Genomic DNA, 17,586 nt, shown 5'->3' on the forward strand with positions numbered 1-17,586 from the left:
CGGGTGACCATCTCTCCCGCTGCGGCCTGCACGTGCTGTGGGGCGCCGATCGCGGACACCGATCGGATCGACGTCCGCTTCGGCCTCCCCGACGTCGCCTTCGAACTGCCCGAGAGCGACCGCGAACTGTCCAACGGCGGCGGGCTGCTGCGGCTCGCCGGCGGCGGGACGTACGTCCGCTGCCTGCTCCCGGTACGCCTGACCGGAGACCTGGAGTTCGTGCTCGGCACCTGGATGCGGATCGACGAGTCCGACTTCGAGCATGCACGGGAGGTGTGGGAGACCCCCGCGTACGCCGGTCTCGTCGTGGCGGGGACGCTGGCCAACGCGATCAGACCCTGGGGCGACGAGCTGCTCGGCGCACCGGCCACGGCCCTCGTCCGCAGCCGCGACCAGATCCCCTGGGTGGACTCCTCGGCCTCGGCTGACGGCCTGCTCAACCGCATCCTGCAGGACACCTGGCAGCGCGACGAGGTACTCCGCTGCTTCGGCCACCCGCTCCCGGTCGCGATCCGGACCCCGCTGGACCGGCAGTGGTCCGTGGAGCGCAGCGCGGGCCTGTCAGGGCGTGTGGTCGACGGCACCTCCGAGTTCAGCGGACCGGACCGGGCCGTCTACATCGACCGTCTCAACGACGACCGCGACCGAACACCTGAGGAGTTCCTGGCCGCCCTCCTCGAAGGCGCACCCGAAGTCCCAGCGGCTCAGCGACTGACCGAGCACACCCCGGGCGGGGTGCTGCGTCACGCGTTCTGGCAGTCGGAGACGGTGGACGGCCAGGAACGGCACCAGTTCTACGGCTACGCGGTCAGCCCCGGCGCCGCGGTCATGCTCGGCTGTTTCTACGGCGACGCCGAGCTGCTCCCATGGGCCCGACACGTCTGGCGCTCCGTCACTCTGGAGCGCTGAGCGGGTCCAACGGCGACGGCGACGCCTCGCAGTGGCTTTCCGACCGGGTAGCAGCCGCCGCGACAGCGCATGGCGCGCGGGCGGCGGCTGCCGGTTCGGACGGGCGGACGGACGGGCGGACGGGCGGACGGGCGGACGGACGGGCGGACGGGCGGACGGACGGGCGGACGGGCGAACGGGCGAACGACAGGCTCTAGCCGATCATGAACTGACGGACCGGCAGCGGGCGGTTCACGATGCGGATGTCGCCCAGGGAGCCGTGGAAGACCTGGTTGATCGCCCCGGCCCAGTCGTAGCCGCCGATCAGGAACGGCTGGTTCAGGGTGGTCAGGCCGACGGCCGGGGTGGACGGGTTGCGGCCCTCCTCACAGCCGTTCACGTACAGCTTGCTGACCTTGCCGTCGTTCACCACGGCCACGTGCCACCACGCGTCCTTCTGCAGCAGATGGCTCCAGGCGGTCGTGGCCCCGACCAGGTTGAGCGGGTAAGCGTTCCACTGGATCTCGATCGAGCTGCTCAGGCCGAAGCTGAGGATCGGCTCCTCGGCGGTCGTGGTCGGGCCGCTCTTGCCGGCCTGGCCGGCGCTGCCGCCGCGGCTGAGCATCGCGGACCAGCCGTTGCGGCCGCCGTCCCAGTCGTCCGGCACCTTGAAGAAGAGCTCGAAGGTGTAGCCGTTGCGGAAGGTCTCGGCGTTGATCGGCGCCTTGTCGACGGTCTGCAGGTAGGCGCCGCCCACCGGGCCGCCCTCGCCGGCGAAGACCATGCTGCCGTGCCCGGGCTGGTCGGGGTGGTGGGCGCCGTCCCACTTCAGCGCGTCCGCCGGGGCGCCGGCGACCTGACGGACGATCAGGTCGTTGCCGTGCCCGGTCTGGTCGCGGACCACCGCGCCGGTCGACACGTCGCTGCCGGCGGACCCGCCGCCGTCGAACCGCCAGTAGGCCACGGTGCCCGGCACCACCAGCTGCTTCGCCGGACGCGGCCCCCGCTGCGGGACCGGCGCGAAGCCGGCGAAGCGCTGGTCGAAGTCGATCGACATGGAGAAGTAGTCGACCGGGGAGGTCAGTTCGATCTCCTGGGCGGCCAGCGGGTTCAGCTCGTCCTTGGCGGCCAGCTCGCGGATCCAGGGCGAGAAGGTCGCCACGTCGACCGCGCCGCGGTCGAGGTCGAAGCGGTAGGAGCGGATCATTCCGGCGCCGCCGTAGTAGCGGTCCTGGTAGTTGGTGATGTGCAGGTGCACGTCGTTGCCGGCGCTGTTCTTCATCACCGTGCTGCCGGGGGGCCAGTAGTGGCCGTTCAGGGTGAGGAAGACCTGGTCGTTGTCCTTGATCAGACCGTCCCACAACTGCTGCCCGTAGCCGGAGAGCCCGGCCGTCCCGTCGTCGTAGGAGCCGACGATCTCATGGGTGGTCACGATCACCGGCAGGGTGGGGTTGGCCTTGATGACGGCGTTGGCCCAGGCGAAGCCCGCCGCCGACATCCGCCAGTCGAGCGCGAGCACCATCCACCTGCGGCCGCCCGCCCGGAATATGTGGCTGGTGTTGTAGCCGTCCGGGCTGGAGGAGTGGTAGGCGGGGGTCTTCCTGGCCCGGGCGGTGCTGAAGGTGTCCAGGTAGGGGGTGCTGCCGCGCTGGTCGTCCCCGCTGACGTCGTGGTTCCCGGCCAGCACGCTGTATGCGGCGCCGGCGCGGTCGAGCAGGTCGAAGACCTTGGTCGCCGCGGCGTACTCCTCGGCCTGGCCGTTGTTGGTGACGTCACCGAGGTGGGACAGGAAGACGATGTTCTCGTCGTAGCCGCCCGCGCGCCCGGCCGGGTCGAGGACGTACTCGAAGGAGGCCTCCATCGGCCTCGGGTGGATCCGGTCCTCGTCGAACATGTACTGCGTGTCGGGCATGACGACGACGGTGAAGCGCGGGCTCTCCGGGTCCGGACGCCAGGTTCCCCGCGGCGCGGGGGCCAGCGTGGTCTGTCCGTAGGGATCGCCCTTTCCGCCCTGCCCGTCGCTGCCGGCCGCCAGGGCCGGCGTGGCACCCAGCAGACCGGCCGCGGCGGCGCCCGCGCTGAGCACACCGGCGCCGCGCAGGAAGGTACGGCGGCTCGAAGCGGCGTGACCGTCGCCGTCGAGGTCGGCGGTGCGCGGGCAGCCGCAGTCCGCGGACTGCGCGGCGGGGTCGTGGGTGTCGTGCATGGGCCCTCCAGGCGTGAGGAATTGAACCCTCCGCATCCAGTCACCGCGGCGCTACTACCGGATTGCGCGGCGGATACCGAGCACCGAACACTGCCCCAACACCCGCCCCGCCCGGACGTCCTTGAGCGCGTCGGCCTTGCCCTTGAGGGCCCACAGGCCCCGGCGCTCGACCCGGCTGCGGGCCAGCCCAATGGCGTGCTGGTAGTCCTCCCGGGCCGTGGCGTCGCGGCCGTCCCGTCGTTCCAGGTCGGCTCGGGCGGCCCAGTAGAAGGGGTATGCGGAAACGCGCCGAACCCCTTTGGAACGTGCGGCCGATATCGCGTTGCGGGGCCGGTCCGCCGGAGGCGATGATCGTGCGATGGTTTCGACTGCTCCGGACGGACGGGCCGGTATTGACGCCGCCCTGGTGGAACGCCTGATCGCTGCTCAGTTCCCGCAGTGGCGCGGCCTGCCGGTCACGCCGGTGGAGGTCGACGGCTGGGACAACCGCACCTACCGGCTGGGCGACGCCATGACGGTCCGGCTGCCCACCGCTGCGGGCTATGTGCCCGCGATCGACAAGGAGAACCGCTGGCTGCCCCGGCTGGCGCCGTCGCTGCCGGTCGCGATTCCCGCTGTCGTGGGCAGCGGCGTGCCCGGGGAGGGCTACCCGTTCCCCTGGTCCGTGCGCGGCTGGATCGAGGGCGAGACGGTGGCCCGCGCCGGGGTCGCCGACAGGACGCGGTTCGCGATCTCAGTGGCGGAGTTCATCCTCGCCCTCCAGCGCTGCGACGCCGCCGGCGGGCCGTTGGCAGCGGAGCACAGCTTCTACCGCGGTGCGTCGCCTGCCCACTACGACGACGAGACCCGGCGGTGCCTGACCGTGCTCAAGGGCCGGGTCGACACCGAGCGGGCGGCGGAGGTCTGGGAGTCCGCCCTGGCCGCCGAGTGGCGCGGGGCGCCGGTATGGTTCCACGGCGACATCGCCTCCGGAAACCTGCTGGTCGTGGACGGCGAACTGACCGCCGTCATCGACTTCGGCACGTCGGGCGTCGGCGACCCGGCCTGCGACCTGGTGATCGCCTGGACGTTCTTCGCCGGCGCGGACCGGGAGGCGTTCCGCGGCGCCGTCGGGCAGGACGGCGCGATGTGGGCGCGGGCCAGGGGCTGGGCGCTGTGGAAGGCGCTGCTGGTGCTGTCCGAGTGCATCGACACCGACCAGCGGCAGGCCGCGGTGCAGCGGCGGGTGGTCGAAGAAGTGCTGGCCGACCACCGGCGCTGACCCGGCCCGCAGCCGGAGTCCTTCAGAGGCCGAGTAGCCGCCGCTTGGCCGCCGTGAATTCGACGTCGTCGAGGGCGCCCGAGGCACGCAGTGCGGCCAGCCGTTCCAGCTGGTCCAGCAGTTCGGGATCCCCGGCAGCGGGTTTCGCCAAGGGGTCGGCGACGTCCGGCGGCGCGTTCACGGCTGCCGCCATCGCGCTGTGCAGCTTCCGGTGAGGGCCACGCTGGGAGCGGTCCCTCCGTGGATCGCCGGCGCCGCCTGGCTGCTGGTTGTGACCGGCTACGTTTCGGTCGTGTGGGAACGGCCGGTCGGGGACGGGGCTTGGCCCGGTGTCGCCGCCGGCCCGGGCGGGGGAACCGTTTCGCAAGTCCTTACCCGGGCGTCACTCCCGTTCGAGGGCGGTCGCGGGTTAGGCTGACGGCGCTGGTCCCTCGCCGGAACCCTCTACGGCGGTGGAGCCCTCCCGGAGGAACAGGGCGGCACGTGCACCTCGACCATTCCAGCCGCGGCAGCTTCGACGACTTCGTCCCGGACCTGGCAGCCGCGCTCTCCGCAGCCGGTGGCGACGCTGTGCTGCGGTCCGTCGTGGACGGCACCGGTGCGGGGATCGTCGTCCTGGACCTGAAACTGTGCCTGACCTTCGCCAACGCGGCCTTCGCCCGGATGCTCGGAACCCGGTCCGGTGACCGGCTGGTCGGTCGGCCGGTGGGGGAGCTGCTGGGTGGCAAGGGGAGCGGCGGTGCGGAGGGCAGCGCCCCCGACCTGCCGCGCCGGGTGCTGCGGGACGGGCGTCCGCGCGCTGCCACGATCGCCGCGCCGGGCGGAACCGAATCGTGGCGGGTCATGTACCACCGCCTGGAGATCGACGGCCGGACCGAAGGCGTGGTGGGGGTCGCGGTCCCGACCGGTATCGCGCCCGCGGCGCCGGACGGCGAGCTCGCACAGGCCCGGGACCGGCTGGCGCTGCTGGACGCCGCCACGCAGCGGGTCGGCACCACCCTGGACCCTGACCTCACCTGCCAGCAGCTGGCCGAGTTCGCCGTTCCGCAGCTGGCGGACGCGGCACTGGTGGAGCTGGTGCCGACCGGATTCACCCAGCGCGGCCGGCTCGCCTCCGAAGGAATCAGGCTGCGCAGGGTGGCGCTGGTGACCTCCGCACCGGCGCTGGCGGACGTCCTGACGCCCCTCGAACCGGGCCGGGAGACCGGCTACGGCCCGCGGTCGGCCGTGGTCCGCTGCCTGGCGACCGGTGAGTGCGTCGAGCAGGAGCTTTCGGCCGGCTCCGAAGGGCTGGCCGCACATGCTGCGGCGGCGGGGTTCGACTCCGTGCTCGCAGTGCCGCTCCAGGTGCGGGGCCGCCTGGTCGGTGCCCTGACCCTGGGGCGCCCGGGCGGGCGACCGGCCTTCACCGAGCACGACCTCACCGTCGCCACCGACCTCGCCCGCCGCTCCGCCGTCGCCGTCGACAACGCGGTCCGCTACTCGCGCTCGCAGACCACGGCCATGCAGCTGCAGCGCGCGCTGCTCTCCGAGCCGGGCAGTCCGCATGTGAGCGTGGAACTGGCCTCGCGCCACGCGCCGTCCGGCACCAGCACAGTGGTCGGCGGCGACTGGTCCGAGGCCGTGCGGCTGGCCTACGGACGCACCCTGCTGGTGATCGGTGACGTGATGGGCCACGGCGTCGAGGCGGCCGTGGACATGAGCGGCTACCGCTCGCTCATCCGCTACCTGGCCGGCAGCGACCTGCCCCCGCACCGCATCCTGCGGCAGGTGGACACGATGATCACCGAGGCCGACTCCGGGCGCCCGGCGACCTGCCTGCTCGCCCTGCTCGACCCGGCGCGCGGCCGGATAACCTTCGCCAGCGCGGGCCATCTGCCGCCCGCGCTGTTCAGCGCCGACGGTCCCGGTGAGCTCGTCGACCTGCCGGTCGGGCCGCCGCTGGGCACCGGGTTCGGCGGCTACGAGTCGTCGAGCGTGCCGTTTCGTCCCGGCCAGGTGCTGCTGATGTACACCGACGGCCTGGTCGAACGCCGAGGCGAGGACATCGACGACTCGCTCGGCCGCCTCGCCGCGCTAAGCCCGCCGGTGGCGGGCAGCCTCGAAACGCTGCTCGACACCCTGATGGCCCGGCTGGTGACCGAGGAGCCCGAGGACGACATCGCCGTCCTCGCCGCCAGGATCCACCCCCGGCAGCCGCAGCTCTGATCCCCCGCTTCGGCGGCCGCCGGGCCCGCACGCCACCGCCTGCGTCGGAGTACACGGGCGTGCTCGCTACTGTTCCGGTCCGAGGCGTCGGTCGTCCCGCCGGGCGGCCCGGTCCGCGCCGACGAGGCGGGTGAGCAGCCGGGTGAGCTCGTCAAGGTCCTCGGGCGGAAGCGAACTGAATGCCTGCGGCGGGCGCAGCAGGATGGCGTCGGCTGTTTCGATGGCCTGCCGCCCGGCGGCGGTGAGAGCGACCAGCTTGCGCCGGCGGTCGTCGGGGTGCGGTCGGCGCTCCACCAGCCCGTGCGCTTCGAGCTTGTCCACCACGAGGGTGGTGTAGGGGGCGTCAGCGCCGAGGAACTCCGCGAGTTGACTGAGGGTCAGCGGTTCGTGGCGCAGCCGGAAGAGGATCTTGCCCCGTCCAGCGCCGAGGCGGAACCCGAGTGCTTCGGCGAGATCACCGCGACGGCTGTTGGCCTCGACGAACGCGTACATCAGGGACCAGACATGTTCGACGGGGCCGGTCGTCGGCGGGGGGCTCACCATGCGACGGTCCGGCCGAGGTAGTCGACGTAGTGGAGTCCGGTGCGGCCCTGGAGCGAGTCGAGCGTCTTGACGACGCCAGGGATGCTCTCGTCGATGCCCAGCCGGGCACCGGGTCCGCCCATGTCGGTGCGTACCCAGCCGGGGGCGATCAGCGCGAGCGTGCGCTGATCGTCGCGGTGGCGCGCCGCGTAGCTGCGCATGAAGGTGTTCAGGGCCGCCTTGCTGCCCCGGTACACCTCGTGTCCGCCGTTCTCGTTGTCGGCCACACTGCCCTGGCCCGAGGACATCACCCCGATCGTGCCCGTCGGCGTGACCAGGTCCTGCAGCGCCTCGACGACCCGCAGCGGGCTGAGCGCGTTGGTGACCATGACCCGGACGAACTCCTCGGTCGACGTCTCGGCCACGGTGCCCTCGGGCTGGTTGGTGACGCCGGCGTTGACGAAGAGGAGATCGAAGCTGCGCGACGCCAGGCGCTCGCGGAGCGCCGCGATCTGCGCGGGCTCGGTGACGTCGAGGGCCTCGATCCCGACGCGGTCGCCGTGCGCCTCGGCCAGCTCATGCAGGCCGGTACGCCCTTGGCCGCGCACGGTCGCCACCACGTCCCACCCGCTCGACAGCCACTCCTGCGCCAATGCCAGTCCGAGGCCGCGGGACGCGCCGATCAGCAGGACACGCCTGCCGGACTCCTGATTGATTGTAGTCATGATAACTATTGTGTGATGTACAAGTATCTACGTCAAGCAGCGGACCCGGTGGCTGTCAGCAGTCGTGGCGGTAGGGGACGTCCGGAATGTAGGCCTTCCATTCGGCCTTGGTCAGCGCGCCGGACTCGGTGCAGAGGGAGTGGGCGAGGGCGGTCGGGGCGAGCGGGTAGGCGTAGAACCTGCCGTACTTGTCCACCGCGGTCAGCGTCGCACCGTCCGGGGAGAAGGCGACGGCCTCGATGTCGCCGGTGGGTCCGATGAGCGGGACGCCGAGCTGGGTCCGGTCGCGGGTGTCCCACAGGGCGAACTGGAAGTCGGTTCCCTGCTGCTGCGCCGTGGCCAGCAGGCGCCCGTCGGGGGAGACGGCGTTGTCCCAGACCGGATTGAACAACGGTTCGTTCAGCGTGCCGGTGTACAGGTCGTCTCCCTGCGGACGCAGGGTCGCCGCGTTCCAGGTCTGGAGGGACGGCCGGGAGGCGTGCGGGTAGGAGTAGAGGGTGGTGCCGTCGGTGCTGATCGCGTCGAACTGCACGTCCGAGGAGCCGGCGAGAAGGGTCTGTCCGGAGGGGAAGGCGACCTTGCCGAACTCGGGTGAGACCACGGACCGGCCGTCGGGGGCGAAGAGCAGCGATCCCGGGTTGCCGGGATTGCCGAGGTGGGCGCTCACCGAGTGGATCTGCTTCATGGTGCGCAGGTTCCAGAAGGTGAGCGTGTCGGTCCCGTCCGTCGTGGTGACGAAGGCCGCGAGCGAGCTGCCGTCGGGGGAGAAGGCCAAGGACGTGACCGCGTTGCTGACCCTGGTCGGGTCGATGAACGGGAAGGTGCCCAGCAGGGCACCGTCCTTCTTCGCCGGCTCCCAGATTTCGATACCGGTACCGCGCAGCACCGCTGCCAGCTGCCCGCCAGGGCCGATCTGGATCTTGTCCGGCGTCGAGGTCGGAGGGTCGGTCTTCGCCAGCGCCTCCACACTGAGACGGCTGGTCCGCGACTGCGCCGACCAGATCTCCAGCCTGTTCTGGTGGAGCAGCGCGAAGGCGGAGCGGTCGGGGCTCACCGCGGCCTGGTCGACGTTGCCGTCGGTTTCCCATCCGGGCGGTGCGGTGAAGGCGCTGACATCGAGGGAGCGGATGAATCCGTCGATCCCCACGCACTCCAACGCCTTGTCGTCGGCCGTGAAGCGGTAGAACGTGCCTGCGGAGCAGTCGGTCCGGGTGGTGGGGTGCGTCAGGACGGGATCGAGTTTCGGGGTGGTGGCCTCGGCGTCCCAGACGGTCGCGCCCTGGGCCAGGTACCGGCTGTTGTGGCTGAAGGTGAGCGGGTAGGGCGAGAACTGGTCGGCGCCGGTGAGGGTATCGGACGCCCCGTCCTGCGTCCGGGCGAACAGGCTGACGGTGTTGCTGAGCGTGGCCACGGCTGCCGACTTGCCGTCAGGGCTGAACGCCACCGCGCCGGTGACGTTCTTGGCCTGGACGTTCATGACCGGGACCGGCAGGTGCCTGCCGGTGTGAAGGTCGATCCAGGTGAAGGGCTGACCGCCGCTCGGGACGGGAAGGGAGAGGACGCCCTCGTCCGGGGAGAACGATGTGTCCAAGATGGGGGTCGAGGAACCCCCCGCGTCGAGGCTTGCGACGGCGCGACCGGTGTGGATGTCACGGACGGTCATCGTGGACCTGGTGTCACTGGTCTCGACGACCAGGAAGCCGCCGTGCGGGCTGAGTTGCAGAGCCGGCCAGTTCCCCTGGGAGCTCTTCGGGGCACTCAGGGCGGGGGCGACCTGAGCCATGGCGCCGTTCTTGGCGGCGGTCACCCCGACGAATCGGACGACACCGTCGTCGCCGACGACGGCCGCCACAGTGCCGTCCTGGGAGAGGATGACGTTGCGGACCTTCGCGGGTGCGGTGTAGCTGCCGGTCCTGGCGCGGGTCCGGACGTTCCAGAAGTCCACGCGGGCACCTGCGGCGACGGCGAAGGTCTGTCCGGTGCCGTCGAGGTCGTCGGCGCCGGCGGTCGTCGGGGCCTCCAGTTTGAAGGCGTCGTGCTCCAGTTGGTAGCGCACGGCGAGCAGGGCCGACCAGGCCTGCGGTGTGTCGCCCAACTGCGCTGCGGCGACCGCCAGGCGCCGGGCGAGCTGGGGGTCGGTGACCCGGAGCGAGAGTGCGAGGGCGGCCACCTGGCCGGAGGCCGCCTGGTCGCGCTGGGCGACCGTGGTCCGCCACTGGTCGAATGCGACCGCTGCGCCGCCGACCGCGACGACCAGTAGGAACGCCAGCACGGCACTGAGCAGCATGCGCAGTCGACCGCGTCGTCGGCCCAGCTCGGCGGCGGCCTCCAGGAAGGCCTGTTCCGCCAGGTTCAGCGCGAGGTGGCGCCGTCCGGTCGCGGACCAGTCGCGCATCCGGTCCAGCGTGCTTCCCTGGACCAGGTCGTTCCTGCGGCGGCCGTGCTCGGTCCAGGTCCTGGCCCCCTCGGTCAGACGCTGATGGGTGCTCAGGCCTGAGCGCTCGGCTTCCACCCAGTCGTGCAGGCGCGGCCATGACCGCAGCAGCGCGGCGGAGGAGAGCGTGGCCGTGTAGCCCTGCCATACCAGGATCCCGGCCTCGGTGAAGGCGCGCAGCACCCAGTCCAGGACGTGCTCGGGGGTCCGGCCGTCGGAGAACTCGCCCCGGTGGGCCGAACGGAGGGTGTCCTCGGCACGTTCCCCCGCCGCGACCAGACGCAGCAGCACCGCCGGGACGGCGTCCTGGGCAGCGGCGTTCAGCCGGGAGAAGACCGCCTCCGCCACCTCGCCGCGGGACGGGCCGACGGAGTCGGCCGGGACGTCCTTGACGGGACCGCCGGCGCCCGCCTCCCGGACCGCCGAGGCCAGATCCGCGCGGCCGACCAGCGTCAGCAGCAACTGCTCGGCGCTGGGCCGCTCCGCCGGGTCGTGCGAGAGCGCGGACCGGACCAGTGAACGGAGCGGTTCCTCCAGGCCGGAGACGTCCGGCCGGTGGGTGGCGACCCGGTAGGCGATCTCCGCAAGGTTCTCGCCGCCGAAGGCGTCCTGGCCCGTCGCGGCGAACAGGACGAGTGCGCCCCAGCCCCAGACGTCGACCTTGCCGTCCCCGGGCAGTCCCCGGTAGCGCTCGGGCGGCATGTAGCGCAGGGTGCCCATGGGCAGACCGGTGGTGGCGGTGCCCTCCACGACCCGGGCGATACCGAAGTCGATCACGCGCGGGCCGTCCGGGCCGAGCAGGATGTTCTCGGGCTTCAGGTCCCGGTGGACCACCCCCGCCCGGTGGACGGCCACCAGGGCCGCCGCCATGCCGACGGCCAGTCGCCGCAGCTCCTGCGGCGCGTGGGGTCCGGCGGCGCGGATCGCCTGCCGCAGATTGGGTCCGGCCACGTACTCGCTGACCACGAAGGGGATCGGCCCGGCGAGGTCGGTGTACAGCAGGCGCGCGGTGCAGAAGGGCTCCACCAGCTGCCAGGCGCGCAGCTCCCGGCGCAGCATCCCGCGGCTCTCGGCGTCCACCTCGTGCAGGACCTTGACGGCGACGCGCCTGCCGTCGGGGGCGTAGCCCTCGAAGACGGCGCCCTGGCCGCCTGCGCCGAGCCTGCCGTCGAGGTAGAAGTCCCCCAACTGCCGAGGATCCCCTGGGAGAAGAGGTCCCCCCATGTCGTAGCCCCCACATCTGTCACGCCTGATCCATTCCTGCTCCATTCTGACGAGTTCACGTCGTCCATGGTTCCGGTGCGCACCTGTGGGTCGGGTGGGAACAGCGAGACGGCCGCCGCTGACCGGGCGTCAGCGGCGGGCCGCGCGGATGCCGGCGACGGCGCCGCCGGCCGCGGCGGCGGTCAGGGCTGCCGCTACGGCGCCGTGGTGCTGGGAGGCCCAGAGCAGGTAGCTGCGGGAGCTGGAGCGGTCGTCGAAGCGGCCGTGGGCGCCCTCGTCGACGTCGGCGTCCACCGGCTGCCAGAGGTTCTCCGGGGCGTCGGGGTCGGCCTTGCCCTGGTCCTGCTGCGAGGAGTAGCCGGTGCGGGCCAGGTAGCGGTCAAGGATCCCGGGGGCGACCGCGTTGGCGAGCAGGGTGCCGACGGTGCTGCCGCCCACCCAGTACTCGCGCCGGTCGGGGTGGTCCGCCGCGTACAGCACGGCGCGGGCGGCGACCTCGGGCTGGTAGATCGGCGGGACGGGTTGCGCCCGGCGCGGCAGCCGGGAGAGCACCCAGTCGAACTGGGGAGTGTTCACGGCCGGCATCTGCACCATGGTGACGTTCACCCCGGAGCCGTCGTGCAGCAGCTCGCAGCGCAGCGCCTCGTGCCAGCCCTGGATGGCGTGCTTGGCGCCGCTGTAGGCGCTCTGCAGCGGGATGCCCCGGTAGGCCAGCGCCGAGCCGACCTGGACCACGGTGCCCCGTCCGCGCGGCAGCATCCGGGCCAGGGCGGCCCTGGTGGCGTAGACGTAGCCGAGGTAGGTGACCTCGGTGACCCGTCGGAACTCGTCCGGCGAGGTCTCCATGAACGGCGCGAAGACCGAGGTGAAGGCGTCGTTGACCCAGATGTCGATCGGACCCAGCTGCTTCTCGGCCTCCTCCGCCGCGGCGTCCACCGCGTCGGCGTCGGCGACGTCCACCTCCACGGCCACGGCCTCGGGCGCGCCCAGTTTCAGCGCGTCGAGCCTGGCCGCCTCCAGCCCGGTGTCGCCGCGGGCCAGCAGCGCGACCCGGTCGCCCCTGGTCGCGAACGCGCGGGCGACGGCGCGGCCGATGCCACCGGAGGCTCCGGTGACGACGACGTTCCGGGTGGTCGGCGGGATCTCGTGGTCGGACATGGCGGATCCTCCAAGTCGGTCGGGACGCTCTGTCCAAGCGCCTACCCGCCACCGGGCGGCTATTCCGTTCTTCGGCTGAGGCGTATCCAGCGGAAGCCGTGTCCGGCCAGTTCCAGGCCGGTCAGGCCGGGCTCCGGCTCCTCGTAGCGGCGGTCGCCGAACACCTCGCCGAAGTCGGGGCCGGTGCCCTCCTGCTCGCCCAGGTCGACGGTGACCGCGCGGTCGCCGAGGTTGTGCACGAAGAGCACGGCGCCGGTGGGGGAGTCGGCGCGGTGGACCAGCACCGGGGGCGGCACCTCGGCGTCCACGACCCGGCAGCTGCCCCGGCCCACTTCGGGGCACTCGCGCAGCATCCGGATCGCCCGCTCCAGGAAGGCGAGCAGCGAGTCCGGGTTGCGCCGCTGCTCGGTGACGTTGACCTCGCGGTAGTCGTACGGTCCGGACTTGATCAGCTGCGCGGCGCGGCCGCGGCGCGGGGCGGTGCTGAAGCCGCCGCCGGGATGGCCGGACCACTGCATCGGGGTGCGGATGGACTCCCGTCCGGGCAGCCGCAGGTCGTCGCCCATGCCGATCTCGTCGCCGTAGCGGATCACCGGGGTGCCGCGCAGCGAGAGCAGCAGCGAGTAGGCGAGGCGCAGCCGCTGCCGGTCGCCGCCCAGCATCGGGGCCGGCCGGCGGCGGATGCCGCGGCCGTACAGCCGCATGTCCTGGTCGGGGGCGAAGGCGGCGAAGACCGCCTCGCGCTGGGAGGGTTCGAGCCGGCTGAGGTCGGCCTCGTCGTGCAGCCGCAGGAAGGACGCCCACTGGGCCGGCTCCGGCAGCCGCGGGCTGTTCCTGAGCAGTTCGGTGACCGGCGCGGCGTCGCCGGTGGCCAGGGCCAGCAGCAGACGGCCGTTGAGGGGGAAGTCGAACAGCAGGTGCATCCGGTCGTCGGAGCCGCCCGCGTCGGCGAAGAAGTCGGTGAGGCGGTCCGGCTCGACATTGGCCTCGGCGAGCAGGACGGCGTCGCCGCGGATCCAGGACAGGTGCTCGCGCAGCTCGGTGAGGAAGCCCCAGTCCTCCTCGGGGTCCGGGACGTCGGGCCGGGTCAGCTCGATCACGAAGGGCGCGGCGTCCACCCGGAAGCCGGCCACCCCGAGCTGGGTCCAGAAGCCGATGATCCGTTTGATCTCCTCGCGGACGGCCGGGTTGGCGATGTCCAGGTCGGGCTCGAAGTCGTAGAAGCGGTGGTAGTACCAGGCCCCGGCCTCCTCCTGCCAGGTCCAGGTCTCGTCCTGCTCGCCCGGGAAGACGATGCCCTGCCTGCGGTCGGCGGGCTCCTTCCCGGACCAGACGTACCAGTCCCGGTAGGGCGATTCCGGGTCCGAGACCGCCGAGCGGAACCACGGGTGGCGGTCCGAGGTGTGGTTGACCACCAGGTCGATCACCACCCGGATGCCGCGGTCGTCGCAGGCCCGGAGCAGGTCGGCGAAGTCGCCGAGCGTGCCCAGCCGCGGGTGCACGTTGTAGAAGTCGGTGACGTCGTAGCCGCCGTCGCGCATCGGCGAGGGGTGGATCGGGTTGAGCCACAGGCAGGTCGCGCCCAGCCGGGCGATGTAGTCCAGCCTGCTGATCAGGCCCCGTAAGTCGCCGACCCCGTCGCCGTCGGAGTCCTGGAAGGAGTCGACGTCGACGCAGTACACGACGGCCTGCTTGTACCAGTGCCCGATCATTCCGCCTCCGATTCGGTTGCAGTGGCCTGGAGGCCGTTGCGGGGGCCGCCGTGCAGGCGGTTCAGCTCGCCCTCGGCGCGCCTGCGCTGCTCCGGGGACGCGTCGGTGATGTCCAGGAAGATCTGGTCCAGTTGCGGCCAGCGGTCCCGCATCGCCTTTCTGATGCGCATGCAGATCTCCTCGACCTCCTCGCTGTCGCGGCCGGCGTGGATGTCCAGCCGGGCCGCCAGCAGGGTGGAGTCCGGGCCGAGCTGCATGGTGAGCAGGTCGGCCACGGTGTCGACGTCGGGCTCCCGGTCCAGGAAGGCGCGCAGCTCGCCCTGCAGCTCCGGGTCGACGGCCCGGCCGATCAGCTCGTGCTCGGCCTGGCGTCCCAGCCGGTAGGCCACGAACACCAGCAGCAGGCCGATGCACAGTGACGCGCCGGCCTCCCAGCGACCGTCGCCGGTCAGCCCGTGCAGCCCCAGACCGGCCGCGGCCAGCAGCACGCCGACCACCGCGGTCGCGTCCTCGGCGAGCACCGTACGGAGGGCCGGGTCGCCGGCGGCCCGCAGCACCGACGACGGGCCGCGTCCGCGGCGTACCGCCGGGGCCTGGAACAGCGCCCTGGCCAGTGAACCGCCCTCGGCCAGCAGGGCGACGCCCAGGACCACGAAGGAGACCAGGTAGCCGGTGTGCGTCTCGCTCTCGGGGTGGCGCCAGGCCTGCAGCCCCTGGAAGAACGAGAAGCAGCCGCCGGTGACGAAGATGCCCACGGCGGCCAGCAGCGACCAGAAGAAGCGCTCCTTGCCGTAGCCGAAGGGGTGTTCGCGGTCCGGGGCGCGCCTGCTGCGCCGCAGCGAGGCGATCAGGAACACCTCGTTGAGGCTGTCCGCGACCGAGTGGGCCGCCTCGGAGAGCATGGCCGGGGACGAGGCGATCAGGCCGGCCGCTGTCTTCGCCACGGCGATCACCAGGTTCGCCGCCAGCGCGACGCCGACGGTGACCAGGGTGCTGCGCTGCCGTGCGGGGGCTGCGGCGCGGTGATCGCTCATGTGCTGCGGCTACCCGCGCGGCGAAGCGGTATGTGGGGCGATTTCAGCCCTCGCCGTGACCGGTCGGGCCGGATGGGCCGGTCGGATCGGACGGACCGGTCGGCCCGGGACGGTGGGTCCTCTCCGCCCGTTCGGCGCGGCGCAGCACCGTGTACGGCAGCAGCAGCCAGGCGACGGCGAACCAGGCCGACACCGCCGCCGCCAGCACGGCGGCCAGCGCCGGATTGCCGGTGGCGGTCCGCAGCAGCAGGAGCAGGGCCGTGCCGATGGTCAGGGCCAGCAGCGCCAGCCCGACGGCCATCAACCGGACGGCGACATGGATGAGCTGCGGTTTGAGGTCGTGCCCTGACAGGAACCGGTGGAAGGCCACCGGGGCGATCAGCGCCCCGGTCGCACAGGCGCCCAGCACCACGGTGACCACGTAGAGGTACGTGTCGAAGGTGCCGAGGGCGGCGAACCGCGGTGTGAAGGCGACGCTCAGCAGGAAGCCGAACAGAATCTGCGCTCCGGTCTGCGAGACCCGCACCTCCTGGAGCAGTTCGTTCCACATCCGGTCGGCGCGCTGCTCGGGCGTCTCCGACCGCCCGGGGCCGCCGCCGTGCGGTCCTCCGCTCGTTTCGCGCATGGTCCGGCGCCCTGCCCTTCCCGGCCACCTGCCGTCCGGGCTACTCGTTCCCTTCGCGGTCCGGGTGCACCGGGTCCTCGCGGTATTTCACGGTGTCGGCCGAGTAGCCGGGCCGCTGTCCGGAGCCGGCAGGGCTGAACAGGTCGCGCACCCGCTGACGGACGCCGCGCTCCGCCGGCGGCAGGTCGTCGCGGGGCTGGGCCGAGACGGTCTCCGGGCGGGGTGCGGTCGAGCCGTGCCGGCGGATGGCCTGGGCCCGCTCTCCGGCCTCGGCGAGATCGCGGTAGCCGAGTCCTTCGCGCAGCGCCGGGAAGAACTGGGCCTCCTCGTGATTGGCGTGGCCGGTGGCCCGCTCGACCAGTTGGGCGACCAGGCGGTCGAAGCCGGGGCTGTCCTGGTCGCTGCGGCCGAGTTCCAGCAGCAGGGCCTCGATCTCGGCGTTCTCCGCCCTGGCCTGCTCGATCGGGTACCCGCTGTCGGGCAGTTCGCGGGCCAGCGGGTACAGCAGGCCCGTCTCGATCCGCATGTCGTGCATCAGCAGGGCCGTCGCCCGGTCGACCAGTTCCTTGCGCTCGGGGTCGTGGAACGGCAGCCCGGTGTAGGCGCTGAAGATGCGGCGCAGTTCCGTGTGGTCGGACTCCAGGTCGTCGAGGATGTCGGTGCTCATCATGTCCCTCCGTACGTCAGGTCCGAGGGTCGAGGTCGTGGTCGAGGTTGTGGGTCGACGAGGTCGTGGCTCAGGACGCCGCAGCCAGCCGCCTGTCGAGGTCGGGGACGAAGTCCGGGTAGCCGGCGGCGATGTCGTCGAGGTCCAGCATCGGCGGCAGGTCCGCCGCCGACTGCCGTTCCAGCAGCCACTGGACCGTCAGGTCGACCACCCGGGGCTCGTCGGTGACGGCGGCCGAGATCCGGCGCAGCACGTCCGGGGTGACCTGGATCCGGGTCTCGGCGTCGTCCAGGCGGACCAGGTACTCGTGGTCGCCCTGCGGTTCGATCTCCGTGTCGGTCATGCCGCTCGCCCCTCGGCCCGGGCGAACTCGGTGACCATGGCCTCGTCGAAGGAGGGGAGGTCGTCCGGTTTGCGGCTGGTGATCAGGGTGTTCGGGCCGGCGGTGCAGACCTCGACCCGCTCGTCGACCCAGTGGGCGCCGGCGTTGATCAGGTCGGTGCGCAGGCTGGGCCAGGAGGTGAGGGTGCGGCCGCTGACCACGCCGCCCTCGATCAGGGTCCAGGGGCCGTGGCAGATCGCCGCGACGGGCTTGCCGGCCTCGAAGAAGTCCCGGGCGAAGGCGACGGCCTCGGGGTCCTGCCGCAGGGCGTCGGGGCTGGCGACGCCGCCTGGCAGTACCAGGGCGTCGTAGTCGGCCGCGGACACCTTGCCGACGACGTCGTCGACCTCGAAGGTGTCGGCGCGGTCCAGGTGGTTGAACGCCCGCACCTGGCCGGACCGGGTGGAGACCAGGCGCGGGGTGCCGCCGGCTTCGAGCACGGCCTGCCACGGGTCCGTCAGCTCGACCTGCTCGGCACCTTCCGGGGCGACGAGGAAGGCGACGGTCCGTCCCTGCAGGGTGACCATGGGAATCGTTCCT

Annotated in this window: 15 protein-coding genes; 3 read left to right on the plus strand and 12 right to left on the minus strand. The window is 72.2% G+C overall.

Annotated features, from left to right (window positions below; all coding sequences use genetic code 11):
• The first annotated feature begins 3 nt into the window (after nucleotides 1-3).
• Nucleotides 4-909 (plus strand): DUF2199 domain-containing protein, encoded by a 906-nt coding sequence (locus TR46_RS38070; RefSeq protein ID WP_052432906.1) that lies wholly within the window; start codon nucleotides 4-6, stop codon nucleotides 907-909.
• A gap of 193 nt (nucleotides 910-1,102) precedes the next feature.
• Here TR46_RS38070 and TR46_RS18290 read toward each other — a convergent pair whose 3' ends face one another.
• Nucleotides 1,103-3,094: a LamG-like jellyroll fold domain-containing protein gene (locus TR46_RS18290; protein WP_084718682.1), complete on the minus strand. Its 1,992-nt coding sequence runs from the start codon at nucleotides 3,092-3,094 to the stop codon at nucleotides 1,103-1,105.
• A 358-nt stretch (nucleotides 3,095-3,452) separates the two neighbouring features.
• Here TR46_RS18290 and TR46_RS18295 point away from each other — a divergent pair, with 358 nt between their 5' ends.
• Nucleotides 3,453-4,355 carry an aminoglycoside phosphotransferase family protein gene (locus TR46_RS18295; RefSeq protein WP_042402170.1) on the plus strand — a complete coding sequence of 301 codons (903 nt, stop codon included), beginning with the start codon at nucleotides 3,453-3,455 and terminating at the stop codon, nucleotides 4,353-4,355.
• Nucleotides 4,356-4,377: 22 nt separating this feature from the next.
• On the opposite strand, the gene TR46_RS39555 is transcribed toward TR46_RS18295, so the two are convergent.
• Nucleotides 4,378-4,548, minus strand: a complete 171-nt coding sequence (locus TR46_RS39555) for an SHOCT domain-containing protein (RefSeq protein WP_084718700.1) — start codon at nucleotides 4,546-4,548, stop codon at nucleotides 4,378-4,380.
• 290 nt (nucleotides 4,549-4,838) lie between these two features.
• Here TR46_RS39555 and TR46_RS18305 point away from each other — a divergent pair, with 290 nt between their 5' ends.
• Nucleotides 4,839-6,563 carry a SpoIIE family protein phosphatase gene (locus TR46_RS18305; protein WP_152626557.1) on the plus strand — a complete coding sequence of 575 codons (1,725 nt, stop codon included), beginning with the start codon at nucleotides 4,839-4,841 and terminating at the stop codon, nucleotides 6,561-6,563.
• A 66-nt stretch (nucleotides 6,564-6,629) separates the two neighbouring features.
• On the opposite strand, the gene TR46_RS18310 is transcribed toward TR46_RS18305, so the two are convergent.
• The 10 genes from TR46_RS18310 to TR46_RS18355 form a co-directional block, all read right to left on the minus strand.
• A complete protein-coding gene (locus TR46_RS18310; protein WP_042402172.1) occupies nucleotides 6,630-7,106 on the minus strand; it encodes a MarR family winged helix-turn-helix transcriptional regulator in 477 nt (158 codons plus the stop codon).
• Nucleotides 7,100-7,810 carry an SDR family oxidoreductase gene (locus TR46_RS18315; RefSeq protein ID WP_042402175.1) on the minus strand — a complete coding sequence of 237 codons (711 nt, stop codon included), beginning with the start codon at nucleotides 7,808-7,810 and terminating at the stop codon, nucleotides 7,100-7,102. Before TR46_RS18315 ends, TR46_RS18310 begins: the two co-directional genes overlap by 7 nt.
• Nucleotides 7,811-7,865: 55 nt before the next feature.
• Nucleotides 7,866-11,432 (minus strand): WD40 repeat domain-containing serine/threonine protein kinase, encoded by a 3,567-nt coding sequence (locus TR46_RS38075; protein ID WP_052432907.1) that lies wholly within the window; start codon nucleotides 11,430-11,432, stop codon nucleotides 7,866-7,868.
• 165 nt (nucleotides 11,433-11,597) lie between these two features.
• Nucleotides 11,598-12,626, minus strand: a complete 1,029-nt coding sequence (locus tag TR46_RS18325) for an SDR family oxidoreductase (protein WP_042402178.1) — start codon at nucleotides 12,624-12,626, stop codon at nucleotides 11,598-11,600.
• Between the two features lie 59 nt (nucleotides 12,627-12,685).
• The gene (locus TR46_RS18330) at nucleotides 12,686-14,338 is read right to left on the minus strand and encodes an alpha-amylase family protein (protein ID WP_042402182.1); all 1,653 of its coding nucleotides are present in this window, start codon (nucleotides 14,336-14,338) and stop codon (nucleotides 12,686-12,688) included.
• Nucleotides 14,335-15,372: a cation diffusion facilitator family transporter gene (locus TR46_RS18335; protein ID WP_042402184.1), complete on the minus strand. Its 1,038-nt coding sequence runs from the start codon at nucleotides 15,370-15,372 to the stop codon at nucleotides 14,335-14,337. Before TR46_RS18335 ends, TR46_RS18330 begins: the two co-directional genes overlap by 4 nt.
• Nucleotides 15,373-15,415: 43 nt before the next feature.
• Nucleotides 15,416-15,997, minus strand: coding sequence for a DUF6328 family protein (locus TR46_RS18340; protein WP_174505127.1), 582 nt, complete (start codon nucleotides 15,995-15,997; stop codon nucleotides 15,416-15,418).
• Between the two features lie 40 nt (nucleotides 15,998-16,037).
• Nucleotides 16,038-16,667: a hemerythrin domain-containing protein gene (locus tag TR46_RS18345; protein ID WP_152626558.1), complete on the minus strand. Its 630-nt coding sequence runs from the start codon at nucleotides 16,665-16,667 to the stop codon at nucleotides 16,038-16,040.
• Between the two features lie 67 nt (nucleotides 16,668-16,734).
• The gene (locus TR46_RS18350) at nucleotides 16,735-17,007 is read right to left on the minus strand and encodes a hypothetical protein (protein WP_042402190.1); all 273 of its coding nucleotides are present in this window, start codon (nucleotides 17,005-17,007) and stop codon (nucleotides 16,735-16,737) included.
• Complete coding sequence (locus TR46_RS18355; protein WP_042402193.1) at nucleotides 17,004-17,573, minus strand: type 1 glutamine amidotransferase domain-containing protein; 570 nt, start codon at nucleotides 17,571-17,573, stop codon at nucleotides 17,004-17,006. Before TR46_RS18355 ends, TR46_RS18350 begins: the two co-directional genes overlap by 4 nt.
• Nucleotides 17,574-17,586: the final 13 nt, after the last annotated feature.

This window comes from Streptacidiphilus carbonis (assembly GCF_000787775.1).
Taxonomy (GTDB): Bacteria; Actinomycetota; Actinomycetes; order Streptomycetales; family Streptomycetaceae; genus Streptacidiphilus; species Streptacidiphilus carbonis.